21 protein-coding genes are annotated in these 22,587 nt (G+C 72.8%); 6 read left to right on the forward strand and 15 right to left on the reverse strand.

The window, feature by feature from the left end; genetic code table 11:
• Positions 1–130 precede the first annotated feature (130 nt).
• Both lysA and JNO44_RS45180 read right to left on the reverse strand, forming a co-directional pair.
• On the reverse strand, positions 131–1,540 hold the full coding sequence (gene lysA, locus JNO44_RS22735) for a diaminopimelate decarboxylase (protein WP_240167618.1): 1,410 nt from the start codon (positions 1,538–1,540) through the stop codon (positions 131–133).
• A 16-nt stretch (positions 1,541–1,556) separates the two neighbouring features.
• Positions 1,557–2,042, reverse strand: coding sequence for an SAV_915 family protein (locus JNO44_RS45180; protein ID WP_205365873.1), 486 nt, complete (start codon positions 2,040–2,042; stop codon positions 1,557–1,559).
• Between the two features lie 305 nt (positions 2,043–2,347).
• Between JNO44_RS45180 and JNO44_RS44495 the strand changes: the two genes are divergently transcribed.
• On the forward strand, positions 2,348–2,479 hold the full coding sequence (locus JNO44_RS44495; RefSeq protein ID WP_275695764.1) for a hypothetical protein: 132 nt from the start codon (positions 2,348–2,350) through the stop codon (positions 2,477–2,479).
• Here the strand turns inward: JNO44_RS44495 and JNO44_RS22750 are convergent.
• Both JNO44_RS22750 and JNO44_RS22755 read right to left on the reverse strand, forming a co-directional pair.
• Positions 2,455–3,465, reverse strand: a complete 1,011-nt coding sequence (locus JNO44_RS22750) for a LysR family transcriptional regulator (RefSeq protein WP_205365874.1) — start codon at positions 3,463–3,465, stop codon at positions 2,455–2,457. The genes JNO44_RS44495 and JNO44_RS22750 overlap by 25 nt on opposite strands.
• Positions 3,466–3,689: 224 nt before the next feature.
• Positions 3,690–5,267, reverse strand: coding sequence for an MFS transporter (locus JNO44_RS22755; RefSeq protein ID WP_240167619.1), 1,578 nt, complete (start codon positions 5,265–5,267; stop codon positions 3,690–3,692).
• 141 nt (positions 5,268–5,408) lie between these two features.
• Between JNO44_RS22755 and JNO44_RS22760 the strand changes: the two genes are divergently transcribed.
• Positions 5,409–6,431 (forward strand): Lrp/AsnC family transcriptional regulator, encoded by a 1,023-nt coding sequence (locus tag JNO44_RS22760; protein WP_205365875.1) that lies wholly within the window; start codon positions 5,409–5,411, stop codon positions 6,429–6,431.
• The gene (locus JNO44_RS22765) at positions 6,428–7,144 is read left to right on the forward strand and encodes a rhomboid-like protein (RefSeq protein ID WP_205365876.1); all 717 of its coding nucleotides are present in this window, start codon (positions 6,428–6,430) and stop codon (positions 7,142–7,144) included. The genes JNO44_RS22760 and JNO44_RS22765 overlap by 4 nt, the downstream gene beginning before the upstream one ends.
• Here JNO44_RS22765 and JNO44_RS22770 read toward each other — a convergent pair.
• The 9 genes from JNO44_RS22770 to JNO44_RS22810 form a co-directional block, all read right to left on the reverse strand.
• A complete protein-coding gene (locus JNO44_RS22770; RefSeq protein WP_205365877.1) occupies positions 7,135–7,959 on the reverse strand; it encodes an HAD family hydrolase in 825 nt (274 codons plus the stop codon). The genes JNO44_RS22765 and JNO44_RS22770 overlap by 10 nt on opposite strands.
• Positions 7,956–9,245: a serine--tRNA ligase gene (gene serS / locus JNO44_RS22775; RefSeq protein ID WP_205365878.1), complete on the reverse strand. Its 1,290-nt coding sequence runs from the start codon at positions 9,243–9,245 to the stop codon at positions 7,956–7,958. Before serS ends, JNO44_RS22770 begins: the two co-directional genes overlap by 4 nt.
• Positions 9,246–9,925: 680 nt before the next feature.
• On the reverse strand, positions 9,926–10,852 hold the full coding sequence (gene pheA / locus JNO44_RS22780) for a prephenate dehydratase (RefSeq protein ID WP_205365879.1): 927 nt from the start codon (positions 10,850–10,852) through the stop codon (positions 9,926–9,928).
• 126 nt (positions 10,853–10,978) lie between these two features.
• Positions 10,979–12,271 (reverse strand): iron uptake transporter deferrochelatase/peroxidase subunit, encoded by a 1,293-nt coding sequence (gene efeB / locus JNO44_RS22785; RefSeq protein WP_240167620.1) that lies wholly within the window; start codon positions 12,269–12,271, stop codon positions 10,979–10,981.
• Positions 12,271–14,286, reverse strand: a complete 2,016-nt coding sequence (locus JNO44_RS22790; RefSeq protein WP_205370265.1) for a copper resistance CopC/CopD family protein — start codon at positions 14,284–14,286, stop codon at positions 12,271–12,273. Before JNO44_RS22790 ends, efeB begins: the two co-directional genes overlap by 1 nt.
• 97 nt (positions 14,287–14,383) lie before the next feature.
• Entirely contained in the window at positions 14,384–14,863 is a 480-nt protein-coding gene (locus JNO44_RS22795) for a copper chaperone PCu(A)C (RefSeq protein WP_205365880.1), read from the reverse strand.
• Positions 14,860–15,513 (reverse strand): SCO family protein, encoded by a 654-nt coding sequence (locus JNO44_RS22800; protein WP_205365881.1) that lies wholly within the window; start codon positions 15,511–15,513, stop codon positions 14,860–14,862. Before JNO44_RS22800 ends, JNO44_RS22795 begins: the two co-directional genes overlap by 4 nt.
• 160 nt (positions 15,514–15,673) lie before the next feature.
• Positions 15,674–16,480: a YcnI family copper-binding membrane protein gene (locus JNO44_RS22805; RefSeq protein ID WP_205365882.1), complete on the reverse strand. Its 807-nt coding sequence runs from the start codon at positions 16,478–16,480 to the stop codon at positions 15,674–15,676.
• Between the two features lie 134 nt (positions 16,481–16,614).
• On the reverse strand, positions 16,615–17,457 hold the full coding sequence (locus JNO44_RS22810; protein ID WP_240167621.1) for a hypothetical protein: 843 nt from the start codon (positions 17,455–17,457) through the stop codon (positions 16,615–16,617).
• A gap of 270 nt (positions 17,458–17,727) precedes the next feature.
• Here JNO44_RS22810 and JNO44_RS22815 point away from each other — a divergent pair, with 270 nt between their 5' ends.
• The gene (locus JNO44_RS22815; RefSeq protein ID WP_039634547.1) at positions 17,728–18,210 is read left to right on the forward strand and encodes an ATP-binding protein; all 483 of its coding nucleotides are present in this window, start codon (positions 17,728–17,730) and stop codon (positions 18,208–18,210) included.
• Between the two features lie 92 nt (positions 18,211–18,302).
• Here the strand turns inward: JNO44_RS22815 and JNO44_RS22820 are convergent, their stop codons facing one another.
• Both JNO44_RS22820 and JNO44_RS22825 read right to left on the reverse strand, forming a co-directional pair.
• Positions 18,303–19,637: a tyrosine-type recombinase/integrase gene (locus JNO44_RS22820; RefSeq protein WP_240167622.1), complete on the reverse strand. Its 1,335-nt coding sequence runs from the start codon at positions 19,635–19,637 to the stop codon at positions 18,303–18,305.
• A complete protein-coding gene (locus tag JNO44_RS22825) occupies positions 19,630–19,947 on the reverse strand; it encodes a helix-turn-helix domain-containing protein (RefSeq protein ID WP_205365884.1) in 318 nt (105 codons plus the stop codon). The genes JNO44_RS22820 and JNO44_RS22825 overlap by 8 nt, the downstream gene beginning before the upstream one ends.
• A 422-nt stretch (positions 19,948–20,369) precedes the next feature.
• On the opposite strand from JNO44_RS22825, the gene JNO44_RS22830 reads away from it, so the two are divergent.
• Entirely contained in the window at positions 20,370–20,600 is a 231-nt protein-coding gene (locus JNO44_RS22830; RefSeq protein ID WP_205365885.1) for a helix-turn-helix domain-containing protein, read from the forward strand.
• Between the two features lie 535 nt (positions 20,601–21,135).
• Complete coding sequence (locus tag JNO44_RS22835) at positions 21,136–22,410, forward strand: DUF3631 domain-containing protein (RefSeq protein ID WP_205365886.1); 1,275 nt, start codon at positions 21,136–21,138, stop codon at positions 22,408–22,410.
• Positions 22,411–22,587 lie beyond the last annotated feature (177 nt).

The raw sequence follows: 22,587 nt of genomic DNA on the forward strand, positions 1-22,587 counted from the left end.
AGGGGAGGCGTCGGACCAGTGGCAGGAACGGGCAGCCCCCACCCACGGGCAACGGGCAGCCGCCCCCCCCCGGGTGGGGCAGGGGCCGGGGCTCGAACCCGAACCGGCCAGCCCCCGCCCCCTCAGCCCCTCACAGGCCGATGTCGCGTTCCTGGATGTCGGCCAGGGATTCCCGGCGCACCAGGAGCCGGGCGTGGCCCGAGGTGACCGCGACGACCGGCGGGCGACCGACGAGGTTGTAGCCGGAGGCCATCGACAGGTGGTACGCGCCGGCCACCGGCACGGCGATGAGGTCGCCGGGGCGGATGTCGCCGGGCAGTTGGACGTCGGAGGCGAGGATGTCGCCGGCCTCGCAGTGCCGGCCGACGACGGTCACCGGCTCGGTCGCGACGGTCGAGTGGCGCCCGACCAGCCGGGGCGCGTAGCGCACCCCGTACAGCGCCGGCCGCGGGTTGTCGCTCATCCCGCCGTCCACCGCCACGAAGGTGTGGACGCCGGTGCGCTTGACGGAGAGCACCCGGTAGAGGACGACGCCGGACGGGCCGGCGATGGCGCGGCCCGGCTCGACGGCCAGCCGTGGCACCGGGAGGCCGGCCGCCGCGCAGCCGCCGGCCAGTTCGGCGCGGATCTTGCCGGCGAGTCCGGTGATGTCGAGGGCGGGCTCGCCCGGCCGGTAGGCGACGCCGTGGCCGCCGCCCAGGTCCAGTTCGGGGAGGGTGATCCCGTGCTGTTCGTGGACGCGGGCCAGCAGGCCGACCAGCCGCCGCACCGCCGAGAGGTAGGGCTTGACGGCGGTGATCTGGGAGCCCAAGTGGCAGTGCAGGCCGACGAGTTCGAGGCGCGGCTGGCCCAGTACGCGGGTGATGGCGTGCTGCGCGGAACCGTCGGCTAGGGACAGCCCGAACTTCTGGTCGTCGGTGCCGGTGCGGATCTTGGCGTGCCCGCCGGCGGCGATCCCCGGGACGACCCGGATCAGCACCTTCTGCCGGCTGCCGGCCGGGACCGCGGCGGCTATCCGGGCGATCTCGGAGGTGCTGTCGATGACGATCCGGCCGACGCCGAGCCGGAGCGCGGCCTGCAGGTCGGCCGGGCTCTTGGCGTTGCCGTGCAGCACGATCCGCTCGGGCGGGAAGCCGGTGGTGACGGCGAGTTCCAGTTCGCCGGCGGAGCAGACGTCGAGGCCCAGGCCCTCCTCCGCGACCCAGTGCGCCATGGCGCGGCACAGGAACGCCTTGGCCGCGTAGTAGACGTCGGCGTCGGGGAAGGCGCGGAGGTAGGTGCGGCAGCGGCGGCGCACCTCGTCCTCGTCCAGGACGTAGGCGGGGGTGCCGAAGCGCTCGGCGAGTTCGGTCAGCGGGACGCCGCCGACGGCGAGGTCCTCGTCGGGGAGCGGCACGGTGGACGCGGGCCAGATGTCGAGCGGGTCCGGGCCCTGGTCGGGGGTCGCGGCCGACGGCGCGGGGGACGGTCGGGTCTCGGTCGTCCGTGGTGCGGGCGGCGTCGTGGTCCGGGTGGTCCGGGGCAGCGTGGTGTGGGTCATGGTGGGTGCCCCTTCCTCAGACGGCCGGGCGGAGGTGGCTGCTGCGGGAGGCGCGGGGAACTCCCGGGGCGAGCCGTGGTTCGCGGCGGACGTCGGGGGTGAAAAGCGGCTCACGGGGAGCGTCGCGGCCGATCAGCGGGTCACGGGTGGTGCGCACGACGCCGGGCGCGAACCGAGGGTCACGGGCGGCGTCGGGGGTGCGGCGGGGCTCACGGGGAGCCTCGGGGGTGAAGCGCGGATCGACGGTCACGGTGGTCGCGCCGACCGGCTCGGCCAGCGCGCGCAGCGCGGACTCGGAGAGCCGCACCCAGGGCTGGCCGCCGCCGAGAACTTCGGCCAGCCGCTGCGGTGAGGTGAAGCCGACGGCCGTGCGGCCGCCGAGCGGGGTGCGGAACAGGCGGGCGGTGCAGCCCGCGGGTCCCGGCCGGACGGGAACGAAGAGAGGCCCGGCCGGGACACGATCAGCAGGCTCGGGGTCTTCCGCGTGGAGATGGTGGGACACGGCGTTGCTCCTCGACGGGACGGCGGCCCCGGACCGATGGACTAGGCGTGCGCCGGGGCTCGGCACAGACGCTATGCCCGGCCCGGGGGGCGTCCCTCCGCTCCATGACGCTTCGTTGACGTTTTGCGGACCGGACTTGACGCGATGATGCCGCCGCTGGCCGGAGCACGTCGCCGAGTGGCGCATTCCGGTCGCGGAGCGGTCCCGGGCGGGCAACGGACCGTGACTGCGTCCGCTATGCCCCCCGTGGGGTTGCGGCCGTCCTTGACCTTGACACTGTGGAAACCACTCCACTGGAAGGCGTCATGTCCACCCTCGGAGACTTCGCCCGGTACGGCCGTGTCTCGGCCGGGTATGCCCGCGAGCCGTATCTGGAGTGCCCGGATGACAAGGGGAAGTGGGTCACCGAGATTCAGAAACCGGTCGTCCGGGCCTGAGGACGGGGCCCGGGGAGGGCGCTGCCGAGCGCCGAGGCCGGGTTCCGGCGCACGGTCGCGGCGGCCGAGGTCCCGCCCACCAGATGCCGGTTCACGGTCTCGGCGAACTCCACGGCCGCGGGGCTGAGCGCGGCCCACTGCCGCACCGCCCAGCCGGTCGTCAGCGGCGGCAGCGCCGGGACCGGCACCAGCCGCAGGCCGGGGTGGTCGGCGGTGGCCCGGTGGCCGGGGAGGCGGGGGACGACGGCGGGGCCGACGCCGAGTTCGGCGAGGAGCAGCGCGGTGTCCCAGTCGGCGACGCTGGTGGCGCTGGGGCCGGGCACCGCGGGATCCGGTGCCGGGGCGCCGTCCCGGTGGCCGAGGTGTCCGTCGAGGCGCATACGGGACGTGGAGTTCTCCGGCAGCCGGATGAGGCGGAGGCCGGCCAGCTCGTCCGGTTCGATGCGGTCGCGGGCGGCGAGCGGATCGCCCGCCCGGACCGCGAGCACCCAGGGCAGGCCGATCACCGGGTGCTGTTCGATGCCCCGGACGGGCGGGCCGATGGTGATCCAGGCCAGTTCGGAGTCGCCGTCCGCGACCGCCTCGAAGCAGCGGCGGCTGGAACTCTCGGTGTGGAACTCCAGGTTGACGTGCGGGTGACGGTCCCGGAAGGCGACCACCGCGTCGGACATGAAGTGCCGGACGGTGGTGGCGCCGGTGGTGACCCGGACCGTCCCGCCGTCGCCCCGCCGCAGGTCGGCCAACCGGCGCAGGGCCAGGTCCAGTCCGCCCAGGCCGTCGGCGGCGGCGCGGTGCAGGATCCGGCCGGCGGCGGTCGGTGCCACGCCGCGCGGCCGGCGCTCCAACAGGTCGACGCCGGCCTCTCGTTCGAGGCGCTTGACGCGTTGGCTGACGGCGGACTGGGTGCAGCCGAGGTCGCGGGCGACGGCGCTGAGGCTGCCCGCCTCGCAGACCGCCACGAAGGCGCGCAGATCGTCGAGAGTCACCCCGTCACGCTACGGTGCCGCCGCCCGCCAATCCAAGTTGTGGCTAAGGAGTTTGCAAGGAAACCCGAGGATTGACTTGGGTGTGCCGCCCCGGGACGATCGTTCCAGGGCCCCAGGGCGGCAACCCGGAACCGTGGACGGCCGTGCGGTTCCGGGTGCCGACCCGCCCTCTTGCGATGCTGCCCGCACGGCCCCGTCCGCGGGGGCCGCGGGTACCGCCGGCGTCAGGCCCCCGCCGGCGCCTGGGCCCGCGGCCGGGCGTCGGCGGGCCCGGCGTCCGCGCCGTCCGCCGCTCCCGGCCGTCCGCCGTCCGCCCCCGGCGCGCGCCGGACCACCGCGAGCACCAGCAGACCGGTGGCCAGCGCCACCAGGCCGGAGATCAGGGTGATGTCCCGCAGCCCGGAGAGGTAGCCGGCGGCGAGCGCGTCCCGGCCGCCGGAGCGCGCCCCGGAGTCCCGCAGCGCGGTGCCGAACACCGTCCCCAGGACCGCGATCCCGAACGCGAACCCCAGCTGTCGGAAGGTGTTCACCGCCCCGCTCGCCATTCCGGCCCGCTGCGGCGGGGCCGCACCGAGTGCCGCCGACACCAGCACCGGCATCGCCGCGCCGACGCCGAGTCCGCTCACCGCCAGGCCCGGCACCAGCGCGGGCCAGCTCGCGCCGGAGCCGAGCAGTACGACGTGCAGCAGGCCGCCCGCGCCGATCAGCAACAGGCCGATTCCGAGGGGGAGTTGCGGCGCCAGCCGCTGCAGCGCCCGGCCGCCCAGCGCACCGACCAGCAGCGACGTCAGCGCCAACGGGGTCACCGCCAGACCCGCCCCGATCGGGCTCAGGCCGAGGATGTCCTGCGCCCACAGGCCCACGAACGTCAGGTAGGGGAAGGCCGCCGCCTGCATCAGCAGCGCCGCCGCCATCAGCACCGCGAACGACGGGCGGCGCAGCAGCCGCAGGTCCAGCAGCGGGTGCGCGGCGCGCCGCTCGGCGACCGCGAACACCAGCAGGGCGAGGACGGCGACCGCCAGCGCGGCCAGCGTCCCGGTCTCGGTCCAGCCGTGTTCGCCGCCGCGCATCAGCCCGTACGTCAGCGCGCCCGCGCACACCGTGAAGGACGCCGCGCCCGGCCAGTCGATCCGCGCGCCGAGGTCGCCGTAGGACTCGCTCACGTACCGCAGGGTCAGCCAGACCGCGACGGCGGTCAGCGGCAGGTTGACCAGGAAGATCGCCCGCCAGTCGGTCCACTCGGTGAGCATCCCGCCCAGGACCGGGCCGATCGCCGCCGCCGCGCCGCTGGTGCCGCCCCAGACGCCGAACGCCACCCCACGGTCCCGGCCCTGGTAGGCGGCCATCAGCAGCGGGGTGTTGGTGGCGAACATCGCCGCGGCGCCGATGCCCTGGCCGACCCGGGCGGCGACCAGCAGCTCCGCGCCGGGGGCCAGCCCGCAGGCCAGCGAGGCGAGCGCGAAGACCGCCAGCCCGGTGACGTAGAGGCGGCGCCGGCCATAGAGGTCGGCCGCCGAGCCCGCCATCATCAGGAGCGCCGCCAGCGCCAGCGCATAGCCGTCCATCACCCACTGGAGCGAGGTGAAGGAGGCGCCGAGGCCGTCGGCTATCCGGGGCAGCGCGGTGTTCACGATCGTGACGTCGACGAGCAGCATGAAGTTGCCGAGCGTGATGGCGATCAGGGGCCACCACTTCCCGGCGCGAGCGCCGGCTCCGCCGGAGCGGCGCTCGCCGCGCCTCCTGCTGCCTGTGGCGCTACGGCCGCCGTCCCCGCCGGGAGCGTTGCCCGGTGCGTACCGCATGATCAAGTCCTCCGTCGGGTGGTACTCCGGTGTGGGTTCCGGGCAGGGCGCCCGGCCGATGACCACTCTCGGTGCGACGCCGCCCGTTCCCCAGCCACGGCGCTCCCGGCGGCGCATTCCGACACGGGTTAGCCTCAGGCGGTGAAAACCGACGGAACCGCGGGCCGGCCCGCGCCCTTCGACGAGCTCGACCGGCGGCTGATCCACGCCCTGCAGACCGACGGCCGGGCCCCCTTCAGCCGGATCGGCGCGGTCCTCGGCGTCTCCGACCAGACGGTGGCCCGGCGCTACACCCGGCACCGCGGCTCCGGCGCGTTCCGGGTGCTGGGGCTGGCTGAGCCGCGGGCGCTGGGCGAGGTGGAGTGGCTGGTGCGGGTGCAGTGCGCGCCGGACGCCGCGCTGCCGGTCGCCGAGGCGCTGGCCCGCCGCCCGGACACCTCCTGGGTCAGTCTGATGTCCGGCGGCACCGAGATCGCCGCGGTCTGCCGCTCGGCGAGCAGTGAGCACAGCGACGCGCTGCTGCTCCAGAAGCTGCCGCGCACCCCGAGCGTGGTCGGGGTGGCCGCGCACTGCCTGCTGCACGAGTTCTACGGCGGCCCGCAGAGCATGATCAGCAAGTCCGGTGCGCTGACCGCCGAGGAGGCCGCCCGGCTGAGCCCGCCCCCGCCCCGGCGCCGAGCCGAGCCGGTGGTGCTCTCCGACGCCGACCGGCGGCTGTTCGAGGCGCTCGGCCGGGACGGCCGGGCCCCGCTCGACGAGCTCGCCGCGGTCACCGGCTGGTCGCCCACCACCGTCCGCCGCCGGCTGGCGGCGCTGCGCGCGGACGGCGTGCTGTATTACGACGTCGACTACGATCTGCGGCTGTTCGGGTACGGGGTGATGGTGGCGCTGTGGCTGTCCGTCGAACCCGCCGAACTCGCCGCCACCGGCGAGGCGTTGGCCACCCACCCGGAGGTCGCCTTCGCCGGCGCCACCACCGGACCGAACAACCTCTTCGCGTCCGTCCTGTGCCGGGACACCAGCGCGCTCTACACCTATCTGACGACCCGGGTCGCGGCGCTGCCGGGCGTGCGGACGATGGAGAGTTCGCCCCGCATCCGGCACCTCAAGGGGCCGGGCCCGTATCTCGCGTTCTCCCCCGCCGCTCCGAGGAGCCGCCGATGAAACCACCGTCGCCCCGGGCCCTGGCCGGCCGGGCGAGGAGCTGGGTGTGGGACTGGGTCCGGTCCACGCCCGGCACCCACATCTGGCTGCTGATCATCGGCATCACCAGCCTGGTGATCGCCTCGGCCTCCGAGGGGCTGGAGCAGTTCCTGCTGCACCGCAACAGCAGCAACATCCACGAGCTGAACGAGCATCCGCTGACCTCGCTGCTGATCAGCGGTTTCTGGATCGAGAAGCCGGGGTCGTTCCTGCTCTACGCGGTGATGTTCGAGCTGGTGCACGCCAACGTCGAGCGGTGGATGGGGAGTTGGCGCTGGCTGCTGACGGTCGGCGCGGCGCACGTCGCGGCCACCCTGGCCAGCCAGGAACTGGTGCTGCTCGCCATCGAGGGCCACCGGCTGCCGCGCTCGATGACCCACGTCGTGGACATCGGCGTCTCCTACGGACTGGCCGCCGCGGCCGGGGTGCTGACCTACCGGCTGCCGCCGCCCTGGCGCTACGGCTACCTCGTCGGCGTGCTGGTCTTCTTCGGGGTGCCGCTGGTGACCGGCGCGACCTTCACGGACTTCGGGCACGCCATAGCGCTGTCGATGGGGTTCGCGTGCTGGCCGCTGACCCCGGCGGCGCGCGTCGAGGAGTGGGAGGCGGACACCGCTCCCCGCACCGACGGCGCCGACGATCCGGGGCCGCCGCCCGGGGGTCCTCAGGAGTAGAGCCGCTCCAGCACCACCGCGACGCCGTCGTCCTCGTTGGAGGCGGTGATCTCGTCGGCGACGGCCTTGAGCTCGTCGTGGGCGTTGGCCATCGCCACGCTGTGCGCGGCCCAGGCGAACATCGGGACGTCGTTGGGCATGTCGCCGAACGCCAGGGTCTCCTTGGCGGTGATGCCCAGCCGGCGGGCGGCCAGCGACAGCCCGGTGGCCTTGGTCAGGCCCAGCGGCAGCAGTTCGACGATGCGGGGCCCGGCGACCATGACGCCGATCAGGTCCCCGGCGACCTGGCGGGCGGCCCGCGCCAGCGCGTCGTCGTCCAGCGTCGGGTGCTGTATGTAGACCTTGTTGAGCGGGGCGGACCACAGCTCGCCCGGGTCGTGGATCGGGACGTTGGGCAGCGGGCCCTCCTGGACCTGGTAGCCCGGGCCGACCAGCACCTCGCCGGCCAGGCCGTCCCGGCTCGCCGCCAGGTGGAGCGGACCGACCTCGGCCTCGATCTTGGACAGCGCGAGGCCGGCCAGCTGGCGGTCGAGCGTCACCGACGTCAACAGCCGCCGCTCGCCGGCGTGGTAGACCTGCGCGCCCTGCCCGCACACCGCCAGGCCCTGGTAATCGAGGGCGTCCAGGATGTGCCGGGTCCAGGGCACCGCCCGGCCGGTGACGACGATGTGCGCCGCGCCCGCCGCGGTGGCCGCGGCGAGCGCCCGGCGGGTGCGCTCGGAGACGGACTCGTCGTGACGCAGCAGCGTCCCGTCGAGGTCCGTCGCGATGAGCTTGTACGGCAGCGGCGAACCCGCCGGGGCAGAGGAAATCACTTGGCGACGGGCTCCAGCACCTCACGGCCGCCCAGGTACGGACGGAGCGCCTGGGGGACGTGGACCGAGCCGTCCGGCCGCTGGTGGTTCTCGAAGATCGCCACGATGGTGCGCGGGACGGCGCAGAGCGTGCCGTTCAGCGTCGCCAGCGGCTTGACCTTCGGCTTGCCGTCGACGGTCTCGCGCATCCGGACCGAGAGCCGGCGCGCCTGGAACTCGTTGCAGTTGGACGCCGAGGTCAGCTCGCGGTACTTGCCCTGGGTCGGGATCCACGCCTCGCAGTCGAACTTGCGGGAGGCGGAGGCGCCCAGGTCACCGGTGGCGACGTCGATCACCTGGAACGGCAGCTCCAGGCTGGTCAGCCACTGCTTCTCCCAGTCCAGCAGCCGCCGGTGCTCGGCCTCGGCGTCCTCCGGCGCGACGTAGGAGAACATCTCCACCTTGTCGAACTGGTGGACCCGGAAGATGCCCCGGGTGTCCTTGCCGTAGGTGCCGGCCTCGCGGCGGAAGCACGGCGAGAACCCGGCGTAGCGCAGCGGCAGTTGCTCGGCGTCGACGATCTCGTCCATGTGGTACGCGGCGAGCGGGACCTCGGAGGTGCCGACCAGATAGAAGTCGTCGCGCTCCAGGTGGTAGACGTTCTCGGCGGCCTGGCCGAGGAAGCCGGTGCCCTCCATGGCGCGCGGGCGCACCAGGGCGGGGGTCAGCATCGGCGTGAAGCCGGCCTCGGTGGCCTGCGCGATCGCGGCGTTGACCAGCGCGAGCTCCAGCAGGGCGCCGATGCCGGTGAGGTAGTAGAAGCGCGAGCCGGAGACCTTGGCGCCGCGCTCGACGTCGATGGCGCCGAGCAGCTCGCCGATCTCCAGGTGGTCCTTGGGCGCGAAGCCCTCGGCGGCGAAGTCGCGGACGGTGCCGTGCGTCTCCAGGACCGTGAAGTCCTCCTCGCCGCCCACGGGGACGTCGGGGTGGACGAGGTTGCCGAGCTTGAGCAGCAGTGCCTGGGTCTCGTCGTTGGCCTCGTCCTGCGCGGCGCCGGCGGCCTTGACGGCGGCGGCCAGCTCGCCGGCCTTCTTCAGCAGCTCGGCCTTCTCGTCGCCGCCGGCCTTGGGGATGAGCTTGCCGAGCGCCTTCTGCTCGGAGCGCAGCTCGTCGAAGCGGACGCCGGACGACCTGCGCCGCTCGTCGGCGGAGAGGAGTGCGTCGACGAGCGCGACGTCCTCTCCACGGGCGCGCTGGGAGGCGCGCACACGGTCGGGGTCCTCACGAAGCAGGCGAAGGTCAATCACCCCACCAGGCTACCGGGGCCGGCAGCCGGCACTCGACGTGATATTCACGGCCGCACCCATTTGCCCGTTTTGGGGTTATTTATTCCATTGCGGGGAATCGCGTTTTCCGACCCGCCGGAACTCTTTCCAGGTGGCCGTCGTGACGCATAGTGAGGCCCTGCGGATTTCCTCGCCCAAGGTGTGAAAGGGGGCATTCGTGGCGGTGGATTCTCGGCGGCCCGGGGTGCGCCCACGGGGTCGTACCCAGGTTGTCCCCCGGGTTGTCCACAGGGGGAGGGGCTTGGGGATTCTTATCCACAGGCTGTGTGTGAGATCTGTGGAAGCCGGAATTGATCATTCTGTGCCCGAAATGGCCACCTATGGATTCTCGGCCCAAACCGTGTTCACGCACTCTTTCGTGTGGGATTACCTCGCTCTAAAGGATTGATTGCTGGAATTGTGCTGACGAGGTCCGAGGTGATCCCCTGTGCGGGGCTGTGGACGGGTGTGGGGTCGCTAGAGGGATATGTCGACTCTGTCCGACTCGCATGTCGACTTACCCACAGGTCGAGAAGCGAGCCTGTGGATAACTTTGTGGACAACCGGAGCGGCAGTCGGATGGCGCCGTGGACCGGCCCCTCCGGCCCTGCCGAAGGCGCAGGTCACAGCCTGTAACCCGAGGAGAGCGGGCGGTGGTGTGCTCAGCCCCGCCCGTCCAGGCAGCGGGCCAGCCAGTCCGAGGCGTCGGTGAACGCCGCGTCGGTCACCTGCGGCCGCACGTTCGCGCTCACCTCGTCCGCCCGCGGATACGAGCCGAGGAACCGCACATCGCGGCAGACCCGCTTGAGGCCCATCAGCACCTCGCCCACCCGGCGATCGGTGACATGGCCCTCGCAGTCCACCGAGAAGCAGTAGCGGCCGATGCCCTCGCCCGTCGGCCGGGACTCGATCCGCATCATGTTGACCCCGCGGACCGCGTACTCCTGGAGCAACTCCAGCAGCGCACCGGGGTGGTCGGCGGCCAGCCACAGCACCACCGAGGTCTTGTCCGCGCCGGTGGGAGCCGCGGGCCGGGCCGGGCGGCCGACCAGGACGAAGCGGGTGGCGGCGTTCTGCGCGTCGTGGATGTCGGTGACCAGCGGGGCGAGGCCGTACGTCGTCGCCGCGAACTCACCGGCGAAGGCGCCGTCGTAGCGGCCCTCCTGGACCAGCCGCGCACCGTCGGCGTTGGAGGCCGCCGACTCCCAGACCGCGTCCGGGAGTTGGGCGGCCAGCCACTTGCGGACCTGGGGCTGGGCGACCGGGTGCCCGGTCACCGTCTTCACGTCGGTCAGCTCCGTGCCCGGGCGCACCAGGAGCGCGAAGGTGATCGGCAGCAGCACCTCGCGGTAGATCATCAGCGGTTCGCCGGAGGCCAGCTCGTCGAGGGTGGTGGTCACCCCGCCCTCGACGGAGTTCTCGATCGGCACCAGCGCCGCCGCGGCCTCGCCGGCCCGCACCGCGTCCAGCGCGGCCGGCACCGACACCATCGGCACCAGCTCCCGGGTCGCCGCCTCGGGGAGGGTGCGCAGCGCGGCCTCGGTGAAGGTGCCCGCGGGACCGAGATAGGTGTAGCGACTGGCCGACATGCTGTGGACTCCCTCGCGCGCCTGCGGGAGTGTCCCGCCGTCTTCCGCCCTGCCTCTGCCACGATACCGAGCGGCCCGGGGGCGGGCGGACGCGTTCCGAGGAGTGGTCCCCCGCCCCGGGCCGGGTCAGCCCTCCAGCAGCGGCTGGGCCACGTAGTCGCCGGACGACGGGGCCGGTGGCACCGCGTACAGGCCGCTGGCCTCGTGCCGCAGGAACGGCGAGAGCGCGTCGCCGCGGTCCAGCTTCCGCTGGATCTGGGTGAAGGCGCGCAGCGGGTCGGCCTGCCAGCAGACGAAGAGCAGGCCGGCGTCCGGGGCGCCGTCCTCGCGGAAGCCGTCGTGGTAGGAGAACGGGCGGCGCAGCATCGCCGCGCCCTGGTTGGCCTCGGGGGCGGCGATCCGGGCGTGCGCGTTGGCGGGGATCACCGGGAGCCCGTCGGGGCCGGTGGCGTCCAGGTTCATCGGGGTGGTCTCGGTGCCGCCGGTCAGCGGGGCGCCGTTGTCCTTGCGCCGTCCTATCACCCGCTCCTGCTGGGTGCGGGAACGCTTCTCCCAGTCGTCCAGCAGCATCCGGATCCGGCGCACCACCGCGTACGAGCCGCCGCGCATCCACTCCTGCGCGGTGTTCGCGCCGACGAAGATCCGCCGGTCGAAGTCCGGGTCGGACGGCTTGGGGTTGTTGGTGCCGTCGACCTGGCCCATCAGGTTGCGGGCGGTCATCGGGTGCGCGGTGGCGCCCGGGGTGCGGTTGAAGCCGTTCATCTGCCAGCGCAGCCGGGCGGCCCCCGCCGTCTCCTTCTGGAGCGTGCGCAGCGCGTGGAAGGCGACCAGCGCGTCGTCGGCGCCGATCTGGACCCACAGGTCGCCTTCGCTGCGCTGGGGGTCGAGGGCGTCGGCGGAGAAGGTGGGCAGCGGGTCGAGCTGGACCGGGCGGCGCGCGGTCAGGCCGGTCCGGTCGAAGAAGCTGCGGCCCAGGCCGAAGGTGACGGTCAGCGAGGACGGGCCGGCGTCCAGTGCCACGCCGGTGTCGGCGTCCGGGGCGCGCCCGGCCATCAGCTCCTCGGCCGTCCGCGACCAGCGGCGCAGCAGCGCGGCGGCCTCCTTGCGGCCCGCGCCGGGCGCCAGGTCGAAGGCGACGAGGTGGCCGCTGGCCTGCAACGGCGTGGTGATGCCCGCCTGGTGCTTGGCGCCCGCCGCCCGGAACGGGACCTCGGTCGTCCCGATCGCGCTCAGCGCCTGCGGGGCGTCGGCCTGCGCGGCCGAGGCGCCGAGCGCGCCGCCGGCCCCGCCGACGACCAGCCCGGCCGCGCCGGCCGCGCCGACGGTCCCCAGGAGGCGGCGGCGGGAGAGTTCCAGGGTGGCGCCCGCGGCGGGGAGCCCGTCCGTCGCCGCGTCCGTGATGTCCTGCTGCTTGCTCATCAGTTGATTGTCACGTTCCTGGTCTCGGTCACCTGGTCGATGTCGGAGGTCCGCACGAGCAGTGAGAGCTGCCACTGCCCCGGGACGGGGAGCTGGACGTCGCTCGCGGTCCAGTGGCCGGTCCCGCTGTGGTGCAGCGCGACCGGGAGCGGCCCCAGCTTCTTGGCGTCGAGTGTGAAGGAGACCTTCACCTCGGGGACGTCCCGGGCCTTGCCCGAGGGGTCGGAGATCCGCAGCCGCAGCTCGTTGCCGCCGCCGCTGTGCCCGGGGTCGAGGTCGATCCGGGCGCTGCCCCTGCCGCCCGGGCCACCGGTGTCGAACGGGACGGTCAGCACCCGCGGCTGGTTGGCGTCGGGGGACCGGCCGGCCGTGGCGGCCTTCACGGCCTCCTCGGTGCGGGCCGGTTCGGTGGTGGTCAGGGCGGTGGTGACCGCGAGCAGCACCACCGCGATCGCGGCCTCGGTCAGCACGGACTGCCGCAGGCCCCGTCGCACCGGGTCGGCGTCCCGGGCCCGCTTCTTGCGGGCAGTGGCCAACGCGGCCTGCTGGCGGGCGAGTTGGGCGGCCCGGTCCGGGTCGGCGGGGGCGGTCGGGGCGCCGGGGCGGGTCGCGTCGGCCTCGGCCTCGGCGTCCGCTCCGGTGGCGGGGACGGCCGCGGGGACGGCCACGGCGGTGGCGCTGGCGGTGGAGGTGCCGGCGGTGGAGGTGCCGGCGGTGCCCGCCAGCCGGTTCGTCCACCGCCGGGACAGCCCCGCGACGGCCACCATGACCACGACCAGGCCCACCTTGACCAGCAGCAGCTGCCCGTAGGAGGTGTCGGTCAGCGCGCGCCAGGAGCCGACCTGGCGCCAGGACTGGTAGGTGCCGGTGGCGATCAGCACCAGGACGGAGCCGAAGGCGATCCGGGAGAAGCGGCGGACGGCGGTCCGTTCGATCGGCGGGCCCCCGTAGAGGGACACCAGCAGGGCCGCCAGCCCGCCGAGCCAGGCGGCGACCGCGAGCAGGTGCAGGACGTCGACGGGCATGGCGACGGCGGGCTGCAACCCGGTCGAGGCGTGCTCGGCGATCGCCCAGGTGGTGGCGAGCCCGGCGGCGACCGCCGCCCCGCCGACGGCGAGGCCGAGCGTGAGGTCCCTGCGTCGCTTGACCGCGCCCGTCGTGTCGTCGCCGTCCGGTCCGTCCCCCTCCGGTCCGTCCTCCTCCGGCCCGTCGCCGTCCGGCCGGTGGGCCCGGGCGTACGCCCCGAAGAGCACCGCCACGAACAGCGCCGCCGCGGCGAGCAGCAGCAGACGGGCGAGCAGCGCGGCCCCCGGCTTGGACAGCACCACCTGCTGGAGCCCGCCGAGGTCGAAGACGTCGGCGAGCTTCCCGGAGCCGGTGTACGGGGTGCGCAGCAGCAGCATCGCCAGCGTGGCGCCGGTCAGCAGCGCCCAGCCGTGGACCACCAGCCGCTGCACCGACCGCACCCGGGCGCCGGCCGGCCGGCACGCCAGCACGAACGCCGCGCCGCCGGCCAGCAGCACGAACCCGGCGTAGGCGAGGTAGCGGGCGATCTCGTAGAGGGCGCCCACCAGCCCGCCGCCGACCTGCTGTTGCGGGACGGCGGCGGCGGTCCTGGACGGCGCCCCGATGGAGAAGGTGAAGGCACCGGACACCGGGTGGCTGTCCGCCGAGATGGCCTGCCAGGCGACGGTGTACGTCCCATTGGCGAGCCCCGGCGGCAGCCCCGCCCCGTATTTGACGACGCTGCCGCTGCACAGGTCGCGCAGCTTGCCGCGGTCCACCCGCCTGCCCTGCGGGTCCAGGACGCGCAGCGAGTCGTCGCCCATCGCCACGCCCTCGGAGAAGGTGAGCGCGACCTGCTCGGGGGCGTGTGCCACCACCGAGCCCGGCGCGGGATCGCTGCCGGTCAGTGCGGCGTGGGCGGCGGCCGGTGCGATGCCCGCGGCCAACACGCCGCACAGCACCGCCAGGACGACCAGCAGCCGTCGTGGCCGGATGCCGGTGAGGGCCATGATGCTCGCTCCCCTTCCCGTTGGCATGAGGTGTCCGTTCCTTCACCGGGCCCGCTCGGGGGCCCGTCGCGTTATCTCGTCGGTGCTGCCGCGGCCGTCACTTCCCCGGCCGGTAGTCGGCGGGCTTCACCGGGACCTCGACCTTGACCGGGTCGGCGGTGGCGAAGTGCAGTTCGACGGTGACCTTCTGGCCCGCGGTGGGCTTGTGGGTCAGGCCCATGAACATCACGTGGTTGCCGCCGGCGCTGAGCGTGAGCTCCCCGTTGGCGGGCACCGGCAGGGAGTCGACCTGCTCCATCTTGTTGCCGGTGGTCTTGTGGAGGGTGATGTCCTTGGACAGGTCGCTGGTGACCGAGGTCAGCTTGTCGGCCGTGGAGCCGGTGTTCTTGACCACGAAGTAGGCGCCGGCCATCTGCGCCGTGATCGGCTGCGGCATGTAGGCGCCGCTGACCGAGAGCTGGGGCTTGCCGTCCGCGCCGCCGCAGCCCGTGAGGGCGAGGCCGGCGGTGAGGGCGAGCGCGGCGCCGAGGGCTATTCGGCGGCTGACGGGGGCGAGGGCGGTGGTGCGGCGGTTCACGGGTTCTGTCCCTTGATGATCTTCGGAAGTGCGGCGGTGTAGTTGTCGGAGGTGGCCTCCTGCATCCCCATCCAGTGGATCTTGTCGTCCTTGGGGGAGCTCAGCAGGACCTGGGCGCCGTGGGTGGAGACCACGTCGCCGTTCTTCTTCTTGACCGGGGCCTCGATGCCGATGTTCACGCCCCGGGCGGCCTGCTGGATCTTGTTGAACGGGCCGGTGAGCCCGATGAAGTCCTTGTTGATGCCGCCGAGCCACTTCTTGAGCTGGGCCGGCGTGTCGCGCTCGGGGTCGGAGGTCACGAAGACCACCCGCAGATCGTCGCGTTCGGCCTGCGGCAGCTGCTTCACGGCCACCGCGATGTTGGCCATCGTCGTCGGGCAGACGTCCGGGCAGTTGGTGTAGCCGAAGTAGATCAGGGTCGGGTGGCCCTTGGTCTTCTCCAGCAGGTCGTAGGGCTTGCCGTCGGTGTCGGTCAGGGTGAGGTCCGGCTTCTCCGACGGGCTGTCGAGGGTGACGATCGGCTTGGCCGCCGTCCCGCCGGAGACCTCGGCGACGGCCTTGTCGCCGTCGCCGCTGCCGCAGGCGGTCAGGGTGAGGCCGAGGGCGGTGGCCGCCCCCAGGGCGGACAACAGCAGTTTTCTTCTACGCATGACGGATGTGTACCGGTCTTTCCATGGCTCGGGGCCGGTGGGTTCGGGGTGTTCTGGTGGCCCGACGCCCGTGGGCGGTGTGCGTCGGGAGGGTCGTGCCGACGGGTGCCGGACCGGTGCGTGGGGTGCGCCGGCCCGGCCGCGCCCGGCGGCGGGGGGATCAGGCGTTGCGGCGACGGCCGGCGAGCACGCCGACGGCGACGCCGACGATGCCGACGACGATCCCGCCGACGGCCAGCACCCGCGCGGTGGTGTCGCTGGTGGCCGCCGCGGCGTCCGTGCTGCCGTCCTTGGCGCCGTTCTTGCCGTCGGCCGGGCCCTGGCCGGTGCCCTGGGCGTCGGCCGAGACGAGCTTGAGCACCGGCGCCGGGCTCTCCGGCTCCGGGCCGCCCTCCTTGGCCGGCTCGATCCAGCGCACGACTTCCTTGTTGTCGTACGTCTGGAGGGCCTTGAAGACCAGCTGGTCGGTGTCGCTGGGCAGCTTGCCCACGGAGAGCGGGAACTGCTGGAACTGGCCGGGTTCGATGCCCTTGCCGTCCGCGGTCCAGGTGATCTTCGAGGGCGCCTCGTTGATCTTCTCGCCCTCCATCTCCAGGGGCTTGGCGAGCTTGGACTTGGTGACGTCCACCTTCCAGCCGGGCACCGGCTGCGGCATGACGGACGCCAGCGGGTGGTCGGTCGGCAGGGAGACCTCGACCTTCACGGTCGAGGCGTCGTCGCGCTCGTTGGGCACCTTGATGTTGACGGTGGCGTAGCCGCCCTTGGGGGCGGTGCCCGGCTGCACGGTGACGTGCGCGAAGGCCGGGCCGGCCAGCAGCAGCACGCTGCCGGCGGCGATCCCGCCGGCGACGGGGAGCCGGCGGACCAGCCGACGGGCCGCGCCCGCCGACGGCGCGGCGGGCGCAACGGGCACGGCGGAGGATGACACTCCGCCCGAAATCTCTGACATACCGGACTTATTGGCCATGGGGAAACGCTCCACGGGGAGAGGACGGGACGACTGCGGGTGACGGTGTGGCCGGGCCCGAACCCGGCGCACGCTGCCGCCGCGCGCCGCCGTCCGTCCCCCGGTGAACCTCCGGGAGCGTGCTGCGCGTGGCGTCAGACCGCGAGGGCCAGGCGGCCGAGACGGCCGGCCACCGGCGGGCCGCGTCGTATGACGCTGTGCCGGAGCGCCGGACCCTGCGGACCGGGCTCGTCCGCCTGCGCCGAAGGGGCGCGCCGCCCCTCCTCCTGCGCCGCGCCGAGGGCCGCGAGCAGCACCCGGACCAGCGCGAGCGACCGGCGCACCGCGCCGACCAGCGCCCGCGCCGCGACCTCGTGCGCCGCCGGCGCGGACAGCCGCACCAGCCGCCACAGGGCGGCCTCGCCGCGCCGCAGCAGCCAGCCCAGGCCCAGCGCGGCGAGCAGGTGCCCGAGCAGCATGGGCATCGACGGCGCCAGGCAGTGCGACATCATCGGGACGCCGGCATCGCTCATCGCGTGCCCGCCGGTCCCTCCGGTCAGCCCGGCACTGCCGGCCAGGTCCATCCCGCCGGGGCCGATCAGCCGCCGCGCCGTGCCGCCGTCGAGCCGGACGCCGTCCAGCCCGCACGTCAGGTGCCGGGCCAGCGCCACCGCCGCCTCGTCGGAGAGGCCGGACGGCCGCCCGGACAGCACCGGCATCGGGTGCTGGCCCATGGCGAAGAGCGCGTGCAGCGCGAGTTGGCCGACCGCCAGTCCGGCCGCGATACCGGGCAGCGAGCGCTCCCGGCCGGCCAGTGGGGCCGCCACCGCGAACACCGCGACCGCGGCGAGACCGAGCGTCCACAGCGGCACCGTCGCCCACGACGCGGCCATGTGTCCGGCCGCGGACAGCGTGACGCAGACCGCGGTGAACACCGCGGCCCGGAGCAGCCGCAGATCGGCGGCTGCTCGCGCTGTCGGGACGGAGGGGGCAGTCATGGCGGGCGCCATCATCCCACTGCCCCTGTTCGCCGCGTACGGCAGGGTTTCACCCGGCTACGGCGCGACGGGCTCACGGGGGCGCCCGCCAGGGGCGTTCGGAGTCCCGCACCGGGCGCGCGGAGGCGCATACCCGGTATCACGCCTACACCTGTGCGCTCACTTTTCGCATCCGCCGAATGAGCGGTATCACGTCCCGGAGATGCTTACCGACCTTGCGGCCCGGCAATAGGTATCGGTATGTCGAGCCGCGGCCAGGAGGCAGGAGCGATGAGCATCTGGTGGTCCCTCCATCTGCGGCGTGAGGCCGCGAGTGTGCCGCTCGCCCGGCGCCTGTTGCTGGGGGCGATGGAGACCGCCGGCGTCGACCCGGACATCTGTTACGACCTCTCGGTCGCCCTCTCCGAAGCCTGTGCCAACGCCGTCGAGCACGGCGGCGACGCCACCGACGACTACCGCGTCACCGCCTACATCGACGGCGACACCTGTCGCATCGAGGTCACCGACTCCGGCCCCGGCTTCCGCCGTCCCGCCCCGCCGCATACCGCCGCGGACCGCGCCCTGCCGCCGGTCTCCGTCCCCGCCCCCGCGCAGGCCCCCGGCGACGCCGAGGACGGCCGGGGGCTCTTTCTGATCGAGGCGCTCACCGACCACGTCCAGTACCGCAACCGCACCGGCCGAGCCGGCGCGGTGGTCAGCTTCGACAAGATCCTCAAGTGGCGTGAAGGCGCCGCCCTCCCCATGGCTTCGTAAGGGGAGCAAGGCAGGATCTGGGCTTTGACCTGCAGAAACGGTCAACCCGGTGAGAATTTCGGGCCGCCAACGCCGCATCCTGACACCCGCGTTCAGGCAGCCAGGGCACACGCAGGGCACACGCCGGAAGAGGGAGCCTCTGCTGACGTGCCCTCGGCGTTCGCGGGCGCTTCGGTTGGGGCGTCTGTGCCCGCTGGGGCGAACGCCGCATCCATCGCCCGCCGCGTACGGGACTCGCTGTTCGGCATCAGATGCGTGTACGTGCGCAGCGTGAAGCCGGCGTCCGAGTGGCCGAGGTACTCGGACAGCGCCTTGATGCTCTCCCCGGCGTCGAGGAGGACGGACGCATAGGCGTGGCGGTAGGCGTGCATGCCGTCGTCGGGAGCGGCGGCGTAGCGCGGTGAGCCCTTCTCGCGCGGCGGGATGACTCCGGCGTCGGCGAGGGCGCCTTTCCAGACGTACTGGTTGAAGACGCTGCGGTGGTACGCGCGCCCCTGCTCGTCGGTGAAGAGCAGCCGGTACGTGCGCGGTTCACCGTCGGGTTTGATCCATGGCAGGGTCACAAGCACCGGCGGGTACTTCTTCATATGGGCCTTGAGCGCGGCAGCGAGCCGGTCCGACATGGGGACGGTGCGAAGCCGGTTGCCCTTGGGCGGGGCGAACACCATCGTCGAACGGACCAGCTTGATCTGCTGGTTGATGTGGACCACGCCGCGGTCGAAGTCGAGCGCGTCCTCGTCGAAGCCGAAGACCTCGCCCTGGCGCAGGCCGCAGCCGAACGCCAGCTTGCCGCCGCACTGGAAGCGGTGGGGCAGCGCGGCGTTGACCGCGTGCACGCGGTCCAGGCTCCACGGGACGATCTTCCGCTTCGGCTTGCTGGGTAGCTTGACCGAGCTGGACTTGCACGGGTTCTTGGGCAACAGCCCGTCCTCAACAGCCGCGTCCAGCATGGCAGAGAGCACGGAGTTGACCAGGCCGATGGTGGACGCCTCAAGGCCCGCACCCTGGAGCTTCTTCACCCAACTCTGGACGAGCGAAGGGCGGTTGAGGGCGCGCAGCTCCAGGTGGCCCAGGTGCGGCTCGATGTGGTTGCGGACGATGCCCGTGTACGCGTCCACCGTGCCGATACCGGCGGTCGCGTCGCCGAGCCACTCGCGTGCGTACGCCTTGAGCGTCTTCTTCGCCTCCGTGGGGTCGACGTACTTGCCCTGGCGCAGGTCGTTGTCGACGGCTGCCGCAGCCGCCTCGGCGTCGACCTTGCGGTCGTAGTTCTCCTTCCGCTGCTTGCCGAGCGGGTCGCGGTAGCGCAGCTGCCAGCGCTTGCCCTTGCCGTGGTCGGCCGTGGGGACCTTGCCCTTGTGCTCCGGGCACTCGTCGTCGCCTTCCTTGGGGAAGGTCTTGTGCCATCGGTCGTACACGTCAGCCAAGGAGGGCCCCCTGTATGCGGTTGAGGGTCCGGGCTGCGGAGGGAGAGACGACGCCGTGGGCTGTCCACGAGGGCAGCAAGGCAGCTGGCGGCACACCGAGGACGGTGGCGATGACGACGAGGTCGTCTACGTCGCAGCGACGTCGGCCGCGTTCAGTGCGGCTGAGGGCGGTGTTGGTCAGCGGGCGCCCGAGGGCGGTGCAGCGCTCGGCGAGCTGCTGCTGGGAGAGGCCGCGGGCCAGGCGCAGGCGCTCGATATGGCGCGCGGTTCGGATTCCGGCGGGGCCTATTTCAATTGGTCGGGTAGCCATGACGGATAGCTGTAACTCGAAAAGACCGGCCATGGCAAGGGGTTACTCAAGCATCCTGGAAAACTTGTTGGCGCCGGTTATTTAGGCGGCTCGGCGAAGCCGGATTTCCATGGTATGGTCCCGCGCCGCGAAAGCGGGGAGGCGTCTGATGGACTCTGGTCTGGGGGATCGTGGTGGTTCTGGCCTGGTGCTTCGGCGCTGGCTGGCATGCCCCGCGGGGTGGAGATGATCCGGGAAGAAATCGGGCAGAGCCCCTCGCTTCCCGGCGTGATTTCGGCAACCGGGGATTCGGGTTTACGGTTTTGGTCCCACTCGGCGAAGGGCCGTTTGGTGCGGCCGTGGAATTTCCGCACAATGCCGCTGGACGCCGCAGACAACCTGTGGCTGTCTTGTCCATCCCGCAATTCCCGTGAAGGAGCCCCATGCCCCGAAACCCCCGCCCGTCAACCGAAGCCGGTGGTGCGGGCCGTGCGCCGCTGGCCACGCCGGAGGAGGTCGCGGTCTACCTCGGCGTGCCGGTGAAGACCCTCTACCAGTGGCGCCATCGCCGGATCGGCCCGAACGCCCTCAAGGTCGGCCGACACCTCCGCTACCGCTGGGCGGAGGTGGACGAGTGGCTTACTGCCCAGTCCGCGTACGACCTCACGGCATAGCCGGCGCCGGAGCAGCGCGGCCCTCGGCGCGCCAACGCCGAGGGCCGGAGATTCCCCTGCACAGCACCCATCCCTGAACGAACGAGCCTGCAAGGGGCGGGACCTAGCCCGTCCTGCCCCTTGCCAGAGAGGAACGTCTATGGAGGACTCTATGTCCCCCAACACCACGGACACATCCCCCACGATCTGGCCCACGGCCGCAATCCCCGGCCAGGGCATCCCCCAGCGTCGCGGGGACCAGGCGGATACACGGTCCCCTGCACCGGAAGGTGCGAAGCGATCGGCGGGCGTGGAAGCGCGCGGGAACCAGCGTGCCGCTGACGCGGCGGCGGGGGACCGTCCCCGCAATGTGCCCGGTTCCCGGTCCCCGATAGCCGCGGTCCCGATCTCCACGTCCGCTGGAAACGTGCAGGACAGCGGCGCGAAAACGGGGACCGCTCCCCAAGATGCGGGCGTTGCACCAGGGGACCGCAACGGGGACCGTGAGCCTGATCCGCGGCAGTCGCTGGGGACCGGCGGTCCCGTGGAGGAGACCGTGCAGCACAACGCCTCGGTCCCCGATGAGGGATCGGGCATCGGGGACCATGAAGGTGCCGGCGTCAAGGCAGCTGGTGGCGGGGCGGTGCTGCTGGATGAGTTGCGGGCGGCGATCGGCAAGTACGTGGTGCTGCCCAGCCAGGAGGCGCTGACCGCGGTCACTCTGTGGGTTGCGGCCACGCACATCCAGACCGCTCTGCAGCACGCGCCCCGCCTAGCGGTGATAAGTGCGACCAAGGGGTGCGGCAAGTCCCGCGTGCTGGACGTGCTCTACGAGACCGTCCACGACCCGATGATGACGGTGAACACCTCTCCGGCGGTCGTCTTCCGCACCATCGGCAAGATCCCGCCCACCTTGCTGGTGGACGAGGCGGACACCATCTTCGGCCCCAAGGCAAGTGGCGACAGCGAGATCCTGCGCGGTCTGCTGAACGCGGGCCATCAGCGCAACCGGCCCGCCTGGCGAATCTCCGGTCCGGAACACAAGCCCACCCCGTTCCCCACCTTCGCGATGGCCGCGATCGCGGGGATCGGTGACCTGCCCGACACCATCACAGACCGGTCGGTCGTGCTGCGGATACAAAAGCGCAAGCCCGGCGAGAAGGTCGCCCCGTTCCGCTCGCGGTACGCAGCACCTGAACTCAACGCGCTGCGCGGCCGGCTGGCCGCCTGGCTAGGGCCGCTGCGGAGCACGGCGGCCCGTATGGTGCCGCAGATGCCGGCGGAGGACCGGGCGGCGGATACCTGGGAGCCGCTGGTCATCATCGCCGACCTGGCCGGCGGTCACTGGCCTGCCCAGGCCCGTGCCGCGTGCGTGGCCATGACCCGCTTCGAGGCGGTCCAGGACGAGCAGACCAACGTGAAGGTGCGGCTGCTGCGCGACATCCACCGCATCTTCGAGCGGGCGAACAATCCCGAGGTCCTGTCCAGCCAGGACCTGGTCGCCGCTCTGATCCAGGACGCCGATGCCCCGTGGGCGGAGCACGGCAATAAGGGACTGAACGCCCACCACCTGGGCTTCCTGCTGCGGGACTTCGACATCCGTCCAGCAAACTACCGCTTCGCGGGCGGCAGGCAGGCCAAGGCGTACACACGCAACCGGTTCCTGGACGCCTGGGCCCGCCACTGCCCCCACCTCACCGAGGCGACACCCGAGCCCGCATACGGCGGTGCGCCTGCCCGTCCGGCCCAGGGCAAGGCGCCTGCCGCCCCGGCGGGTTCGCTGCCCGTCGGCCCGCTAGCCGGTCCCGCCGGGCCGAAGCGAACTCTCTGATCCCACCAGGGGCGTAGTCCGTAGCACTGCGTCGCAACCGTCCCCGCGCAGGTCAGCGCGGGGACGGACTTTCTCGCCGGGACGCACTTCTCCGTACCTGGGCTCGTGTCCGTACCTGTCCTGACCAGGCATGCGACGCATGCAACGGACGTGACACAGCCCCACCCCCCCATTGCC

It is taken from the genome of Streptomyces noursei (genome assembly GCF_016917755.1).
Taxonomy (GTDB): Bacteria; Actinomycetota; Actinomycetes; order Streptomycetales; family Streptomycetaceae; genus Streptomyces; species Streptomyces yunnanensis.

Excerpts from the sequence above, each read along its gene's own strand:
- lysA (WP_240167618.1), bottom strand. The coding sequence starts at position 1,540 with ATGACCCACACCACGCTGCCCCGGACCACCCGGACCACGACGCCGCCC.
- JNO44_RS44495 (WP_275695764.1), top strand. The coding sequence starts at position 2,348 with ATGTCCACCCTCGGAGACTTCGCCCGGTACGGCCGTGTCTCGGCCGGG.
- JNO44_RS22755 (WP_240167619.1), bottom strand. The coding sequence starts at position 5,267 with ATGCGGTACGCACCGGGCAACGCTCCCGGCGGGGACGGCGGCCGTAGC.
- JNO44_RS22765 (WP_205365876.1), top strand. The coding sequence starts at position 6,428 with ATGAAACCACCGTCGCCCCGGGCCCTGGCCGGCCGGGCGAGGAGCTGG.
- pheA (WP_205365879.1), bottom strand. The coding sequence starts at position 10,852 with ATGTCGGCCAGTCGCTACACCTATCTCGGTCCCGCGGGCACCTTCACC.
- efeB (WP_240167620.1), bottom strand. The coding sequence starts at position 12,271 with ATGAGCAAGCAGCAGGACATCACGGACGCGGCGACGGACGGGCTCCCC.
- JNO44_RS22790 (WP_205370265.1), bottom strand. The coding sequence starts at position 14,286 with ATGGCCCTCACCGGCATCCGGCCACGACGGCTGCTGGTCGTCCTGGCG.
- JNO44_RS22800 (WP_205365881.1), bottom strand. The coding sequence starts at position 15,513 with ATGCGTAGAAGAAAACTGCTGTTGTCCGCCCTGGGGGCGGCCACCGCC.
- JNO44_RS22805 (WP_205365882.1), bottom strand. The coding sequence starts at position 16,480 with ATGGCCAATAAGTCCGGTATGTCAGAGATTTCGGGCGGAGTGTCATCC.
- JNO44_RS22810 (WP_240167621.1), bottom strand. The coding sequence starts at position 17,457 with ATGACTGCCCCCTCCGTCCCGACAGCGCGAGCAGCCGCCGATCTGCGG.
- JNO44_RS22815 (WP_039634547.1), top strand. The coding sequence starts at position 17,728 with ATGAGCATCTGGTGGTCCCTCCATCTGCGGCGTGAGGCCGCGAGTGTG.
- JNO44_RS22825 (WP_205365884.1), bottom strand. The coding sequence starts at position 19,947 with ATGGCTACCCGACCAATTGAAATAGGCCCCGCCGGAATCCGAACCGCG.
- JNO44_RS22830 (WP_205365885.1), top strand. The coding sequence starts at position 20,370 with ATGCCCCGAAACCCCCGCCCGTCAACCGAAGCCGGTGGTGCGGGCCGT.